The following is a 6753-nucleotide window of genomic DNA, read 5'->3' as shown; positions in this document are numbered from 1 at the left end:
GCAACGTTGCCCGTCGCCGGCAGCGGATGCGTACTTTACGGATTCTCCCGCCGCGACGCAAGAACTATTTTCAGGCAGGTGGCGAGCGCATGACATCGCGTCCGCCATAACCTTATCCACACCCTCTTCTGCACCCGACCACCTGTGGACAGGCCGACCCACCCTCCGGAGACAAGAACGCCCGCACGAGGCGGGCGTTTGTCTCGCCACTCGCCACCACGTCAGGCGACGATGACTCGCGCATAGCGTTTCTTCCCGGCCTGGATCACGTAGCTCTTGCCGGTATCAAGCATCGCGCTCGGCTCCACGACCTCGCCATCGACCTTGACCCGGCCGTTCTTGAGCATGTCCTTGGCCTGGGCGCTGTTCTTGGTCAGCCCGGCGCGATTGAGCAATGCGGCGATCGGCGCCTGTTCGCTGCCCTCGAAGTCGACCTCCACTTCCGGCAGATCTTCCGGCAGCTCGCCGTCGGCCAGCTGGTTGCCGGCGCTGCGGTGGGCATTGGCGGCGGCCTCATCGCCGTGATAGCGGGCGATCAGCTCGCGGGCCAGCTCCATCTTCACGTCGCGCGGGTTAGCACCGCCCTCGACGTCGCGCTTGAGCGCCTCTATCTCTTCGTTGCTCTTCAGCGAGAGCAGCTCGAAGTAGCGCCACATCAGGCTGTCGGGCATCGACACCAGCTTGTTGAACATGGTGCCCGGCGCATCGTCGACGCCGACGTAGTTGCCCAGCGACTTGGACATCTTCTGCACGCCGTCCAGGCCTTCCAGCAGCGGCATGGTGATGACGACCTGGGAGGACTGGCCGTGATGCTTCTGCAGCTCGCGGCCCATCAGCAGGTTGAACTTCTGATCGGTGCCGCCCAGCTCGACGTCGGCCTCCAGCGCCACGGAGTCATAGCCCTGCACCAGCGGATACAGGAACTCGTGAATGGAGATCGACTGACCGGACTTGTAGCGCTTCTCGAAATCGTCACGCTCGAGCATGCGCGCCACGGTGCTCTGCCCCGCCAGCGAGATCATGTCGGCAGCGCTCATGGCGGAGAACCACTCGGCGTTGAAGCGCACCTCGGTCTTCTCGGGGTCGAGGATCTTGAACACCTGCGCCTTGTAGGTCTCGGCGTTGGCCTTGACCTCTTCCTCGGTGAGCGGCTTGCGAGTGACGTTCTTGCCGGTGGGATCGCCGATGCGGCCGGTGAAGTCGCCGATCAGGAAGATGACCGTGTGGCCGAGATCCTGGAACTGGCGCATCTTGGTCAGCAGCACGCTGTGCCCCAGATGCAGGTCCGGCGCGGTCGGGTCGAAGCCCGCCTTGATGCGCAGCGGGCGGCCGGAGGCCAGCTTCTTCTCCAGCTCGTCTTCCAGCAGGATCTCGTGGGTACCACGCTTGAGCAACGCTAACGCGTCGGCGACATCGGTCATGCTCTCCTCTCCACTCGGCAGGGCGGCCCGTTCGGGCGACGCAGGACATTGGCAATGGCCGGGGATGTTACCATGCCAGCCATCGACGGTTGAGCCCCAGCGAGAGCCCTTATGCCCTACTTCATCGGCCTGATGTCCGGCACCAGTCTCGACGGCATCGACGCCGCCCTGGTCAAGTGCTCGGCGACGCACCCTCCCCGCCTGATCGCCACCCGCGGCGAGCCGATGCCTCCGGCGCTGCGCGATCGCCTGTGGACGCTGTGCCATGCCGACGGCGCCCGCTTCGCCGAGCTGGCCGCGGCCGAGCATGACTTCTGCGAAGCTCAGGCCCGAGCGGTGGCCGGGCTGCTGGCGGATACCGGACTCGCTCCCGACGACATCGCCGCGGTGGGCAGCCATGGCCAGACCGTCGAGCATGCCCCCCGGGGCCACCACGGCGGGCCGGCCTACACCCTGCAGCTCGACAACCCGAACCTCTTGGCCGAGCTCACCGGCTGCGCGGTGGTCGCCGACTTCCGCCGCCGCGACCTGGCCGCCGGCGGCCAGGCCGCGCCCCTGGCGCCCGCCTTTCATGAGTCACTGTTCCGCGCGCCGGGCCAGTGGCGGCTGGTCCTGAACCTGGGCGGCTTCGCCAATCTCACCCTACTGCCGCCCGCGGAGGACGAGCGCGCCCCGCTCGGCTTCGACAGCGGCCCGGCCAACGCCCTGCTGGACGCCTGGCACATGCGCCATCGCGGCGGCGCCTTCGACGCCGACGGCGCCTGGGCGGCCTCAGGCCGGGTCGACGAGGCCCTGCTCGAGCGGCTGCTCGCCGAGCCCTTCTTCCACCGCCCGCCGCCGCGCAGCACCGGGCGCGAGGTCTTCCATCTCGACTGGCTGGATACGCATCTCCATGGTGACGAGCGGCCCGAGGACGTCCAGGCGACCCTGGCCGAGCTGACCGCCACCAGCGTGGCGCTGGCCGTGGACATGGCCCGCGACGCCTACGACGCGCCGCCCGCCGAGTGCCTGATCCCCTGCGGCGGCGGCGCCCATAACCCGGACCTGCTGGCCCGCCTGGCGCGACGCATGCCCGACACGCGGCTGGAAACCGCCGAGGCCTTCGGCTGGTCGCCCGACTGGCTCGAGGCCGCCGCCTTCGCCTGGCTGGCCTGGTGCCGCCTCGAAGGCCTGCCCGGCAACCTGCCCTCGGTCACCGGCGCCACCGGCCCGCGGGTGCTGGGCGGCCTCTTCGCGCCCTGAGTACGACTTTCAACACGCCGGTGATAAAGCGTCGCGAGGGCGCTATGAACCCATCCTTGGGCGCTACTTTGGCCCTGCGGTGATCTTGCATCCTGTGCCGCCTGCAGGGCCGGTGCGGGCCGTCCATGGCCCGCCCGTTCGGAGCAGTGCTCCTCACCCCTGGCCAAAAACCCCTCGCTCTGCTTCATCACCGCCAGCCCCCTATTTCAGAATCAGATAGCCTGACTCAATAGTCGTCCTCGCCGCGCAGGGACAGATGACTGGCCGCCTCCTTGGCCTGCGCCAGCCCCACTCCCTGCTCGTCGCCGTACTTGATCATCATGCGCAGATCGTTGGCCGAATCGGCGTGCACCAGCGCCACCTCCTCGCTGATCTGCCCCTTCTTGTAGAGATCGTAGAGCGCCTGATCGAAGGTCTGCATGCCCATGTCGCGGGAGCGGGCCATGATGTTCTTGACCTCGGAGACCTCGCCCTTGCGGATCAGGTCGGCAATCAGCGGCGACTTCAGCAGGATCTCGATGGCCGGACAGCGGCCACCTTCCCGGGTCGGCAGCAGCTGCTGGGCGACGATGGCCTGCAGGTTGAGCGACAGGTCGAGCCACACCTGATCGTGCCGCTCGTGGGGAAAGAAGTGAATGATCCGGTCCAGCGCCTGGTTGGCGTTGTTGGCGTGCAGGGTCGCCAGGCACAGGTGGCCGGTCTCGGCGAAGGCCAGGGCATGTTCCATGGTCTCCCGGGTGCGGATCTCGCCGATCAGGATCACGTCCGGCGCCTGACGCAGGGTGTTCTTCAGCGCCACCTCGAACGACTCGGTGTCGATGCCCACCTCACGCTGGTTGATGATCGCCTTGTTGTGCGGATGCACGTATTCGATCGGGTCCTCGATGCTGATGATGTGGCCGCCGATGGTCTCGTTGCGCTGCTGGATCATCGACGCCAACGTCGTCGACTTGCCGGTGCCGGTGCCACCGACCACGAACACCAGCCCGCGTTTGATGTTGGCCAGCTCGCCGAGCACCGTCGGCAGCGACAGCTCCTCGAGATGGGGAATCTCGAAGGCGATCCGGCGCAGCACCATGGCCGCCTGGTTACGCTGACGGAAGGCGCTGACGCGGAAGCGCCCGCGTCCCGGCAGGCTGAGCGCGAAATTGGCCTCGTTCTCGTCGGCGAAGCGCGCGCGGTGGGTATCCGGCATCGCCGCCGCCACCAGCTCGTCGACCTGCGCCACCGACAGCCCCTCCTCGCCCATCGGCGTCAGCTTGCCGGCCATCTTCAGCGTCGGCGGGGCGGCCACCGAGATCAGCAGGTCCGAGGCGTCCTTCTCGATCATGATATCGAGCAGCTGATACAGCCATTCTTTCGCGGTCATCGTCATTCTCCTTCGCCGTCAGCTGGCGAGCAGCGCCTTGGCCTTGGTCTGGGCCTCTTCCCGGGCCACCACGTTGTCGGACACCAGCCGCGACAGCGCCGCATCCAGGGTCTGCATGCCCAGGTTGCCGCCGGTCTGGATCGCCGAGTAGATCTGCGCCACCTTGTCCTCGCGAATCAGGTTGCGCACCGCCGAGGTGGCGATCAGGATCTCGTGGGCCGCCACCCGGCCGCCGCCCTGGCGCTTGAGCAGAGTCTGGGAGATCACCGCCTGCAGCGACTCCGAGAGCATCGAGCGCACCATGGCCTTCTCGTCGCCGGGAAAGACGTCGATGATACGGTCGATGGTCTTGGCCGCCGAGGTAGTGTGCAGGGTACCGAACACCAGGTGGCCGGTCTCGGCCGCGGTCAGCGCCAGCCGGATGGTCTCCAGATCGCGCATCTCGCCGACCAGGATCACGTCCGGGTCCTCGCGCAGGGCGCTGCGCAGCGCCGGAGCGAAGCCCTGGGTATCGCGATGCACCTCGCGCTGGTTGATCAGGCAGCGCTTGCTGCGGTGCACGAATTCCACCGGATCCTCGATGGTGAGGATATGCTCGAAGCGGTTGTCGTTGATGTAGTCGATCATCGCCGCCAGGGTGGTGCTCTTGCCCGAGCCGGTGGGCCCGGTCACCAGCACCAGCCCACGCGGCAGCATCGCCAGGCGGCGGAACGTCTCGCCCAGCCCCAGGTCCTCCATGGTCAGCACCTCGGAGGGAATGGTGCGGAACACCGCCCCGGCGCCGCGCGCCTGATGGAAGACGTTGACGCGGAAGCGCGAGACCCCCGGCACCTCGAAGGAGAAGTCGGTCTCCAGATATTCCTCGTAGTCGCGCCGCTGGCGGTCGGTGAGGATGTCGTAGATCAGCTTGCGGACCTCGCGATCCTCCATCGCCGGCACGTTGAGCCGGCGGATGTCGCCATCGACCCGGATCATCGGCGGCAGGCCGGCCGAAAGGTGGAGATCCGAGGCGTTCTGTTTTGCCGAGAATGCCAGCAGTTCGGTAATATCCATGCGATTCCCCTGCTCCCGGGATAAAGGTGTTCTTAGTATGGTAGACCTCGCGACATGACGGACCTGGCACTTTGTGACGCCCTGGCCAACGCCCGCCGCCGCCTCGACGCGGCGCTGGCCGAGGCCGGCCGCGCGCCCGGCGAGGCGACGCTGCTGGCCGTGAGCAAGACCAAGCCCGCCGCCATGATCCGAGAGGCGTATGCCCTGGGCCAGCGCGACTTCGGCGAGAACTATCTCCAGGAGGCGCTGGAGAAACAGGCCGAGCTCGCGGACCTGAACGCTATCGTCTGGCACTTCATCGGCCCATTGCAATCGAACAAGACCCGCGACGTGGCCGAGCACTTCGCCTGGGTGCACAGCCTGGACCGTGAGAAGATCGCCCGACGCCTCGACGCCCAGCGCCCCGAGAGCATGGCGCCGCTGAACGTCTGCCTGCAGGTCAACATCAGCGACGAGCCCTCCAAGTCGGGCGTGTCGCCGGCCGAACTGCCGGCGCTGGCCGAGGCCGTGCTGGCCATGCCGCATCTGCGACTGCGCGGGCTGATGGCGATCCCGGCCCCGGCCGACGATCCCGCCGCCCAGCGCCTGCCCTTCGCCCGACTGCGCGAGGCGCTGGAAGACCTGCGCAAGCGCTTCCCCGAGGCACGCCTCGACACCCTCTCGATGGGCATGAGCGGCGACCTGGAGGCCGCCGTGACCGAGGGCGCTACCCAGGTGCGACTCGGCACCGCCATCTTCGGCGCACGAGACACCTCCGCCTGATCACCACACGGCGCCACCGGCCATGCCGCCGGCGGCGCCTTCGCCGACCCACACAGGACTGAACGCATGGCAAGCCAAGTCACCTTCATCGGCGCCGGCAACATGGCCGGCGCCATCATCGGCGGCATGATCGACAGCGGCTATCCCCGCGACGCCATCACCGCCACCTCGCCCAGCGACGAGATGCTCGCCCCGATGCGCGAGAAGTATGGCATTCACACCGCCACCGACAATGCCACCGCCGTGGCCGAGGCCGACGTGGTGGTGCTGGCGGTCAAGCCGCAGATCATGCAGGACGTCTGCGCCGGCATGCGCGACGCCGTCCAGGAGCGCAAGCCGCTGATCCTCTCGGTGGCGGCCGGCCTGTCCGCCGAGACCCTCGAGGCCTGGCTGGGCGGCGATCTCGCCGTGGTGCGCTGCATGCCCAACACCCCCTCGCTGGTCGGCGCCGGTGCCGCCGGGCTCTACGCCAACCCCCGGGTCAGCGAAGCCCAGCGCGACCTCGCCACCGAACTGCTCGAGGCCGTGGGCCTGGTCGAGTGGGTCGACGAAGAGCGTCTGCTGGAAGCCGTGACCGCGGTCTCCGGCAGCGCCCCGGCCTACTTCTTCCTGATGTTCGAGGCCATGGAGGAGGCCGGCGTCAGCCTCGGGCTGCCCGCCGACACCGCCCGCCGCCTGGCCATGCAGACCGCCTTCGGCGCGGCGCGCATGGCGATGGACAGCGACAAGACCCCGGGAGAGCTCAAACGCAACGTGATGTCGCCCGGCGGCACCACCGAGCGCGCCATCTCGCACTTCGAGGACGCCGGCATGCGCCGCATCGTCGCCGAGGCCATGAACGCCTGCGCCGCCCGCGCCCGCGAGATGGCCGACGAACTCGGCCAGCACTGAGCACAGCGCCGCGGC

6 protein-coding genes are annotated in these 6753 nt (G+C 68.1%); 3 read left to right on the top strand and 3 right to left on the bottom strand.

Annotated elements, in window-relative coordinates:
- Positions 1-221 precede the first annotated feature (221 nt).
- Positions 222-1421 carry a tyrosine--tRNA ligase gene (gene tyrS / locus MYL53_RS16340; protein ID WP_247855071.1) on the bottom strand — a complete coding sequence of 400 codons (1200 nt, stop codon included), beginning with the start codon at positions 1419-1421 and terminating at the stop codon, positions 222-224.
- A gap of 111 nt (positions 1422-1532) precedes the next feature.
- On the opposite strand from tyrS, the gene MYL53_RS16335 reads away from it, so the two are divergent.
- Positions 1533-2663: an anhydro-N-acetylmuramic acid kinase gene (locus MYL53_RS16335; RefSeq protein ID WP_247855070.1), complete on the top strand. Its 1131-nt coding sequence runs from the start codon at positions 1533-1535 to the stop codon at positions 2661-2663.
- 226 nt (positions 2664-2889) lie between these two features.
- Here MYL53_RS16335 and MYL53_RS16330 read toward each other — a convergent pair whose 3' ends face one another.
- Together MYL53_RS16330 and MYL53_RS16325 are read right to left on the bottom strand one after the other, a co-directional pair.
- On the bottom strand, positions 2890-4032 hold the full coding sequence (locus MYL53_RS16330) for a PilT/PilU family type 4a pilus ATPase (protein WP_247855069.1): 1143 nt from the start codon (positions 4030-4032) through the stop codon (positions 2890-2892).
- Between the two features lie 18 nt (positions 4033-4050).
- Entirely contained in the window at positions 4051-5085 is a 1035-nt protein-coding gene (locus MYL53_RS16325) for a type IV pilus twitching motility protein PilT (protein ID WP_247855067.1), read from the bottom strand.
- Between the two features lie 54 nt (positions 5086-5139).
- Between MYL53_RS16325 and MYL53_RS16320 the strand changes: the two genes are divergently transcribed.
- Both MYL53_RS16320 and proC read left to right on the top strand, forming a co-directional pair.
- Positions 5140-5847, top strand: coding sequence for a YggS family pyridoxal phosphate-dependent enzyme (locus MYL53_RS16320; RefSeq protein WP_247855066.1), 708 nt, complete (start codon positions 5140-5142; stop codon positions 5845-5847).
- Between the two features lie 66 nt (positions 5848-5913).
- Positions 5914-6738, top strand: a complete 825-nt coding sequence (proC, locus tag MYL53_RS16315; RefSeq protein ID WP_247855064.1) for a pyrroline-5-carboxylate reductase — start codon at positions 5914-5916, stop codon at positions 6736-6738.
- Positions 6739-6753: the final 15 nt, after the last annotated feature.

This window comes from Halomonas getboli, from assembly GCF_023094245.1.
In the GTDB taxonomy this organism is placed as follows: domain Bacteria; phylum Pseudomonadota; class Gammaproteobacteria; order Pseudomonadales; family Halomonadaceae; genus Halomonas; species Halomonas getboli.
The sequence above is the reverse complement of the archived record's forward strand: the minus strand, read 5'-3'. Positions and strand labels throughout refer to the sequence as shown.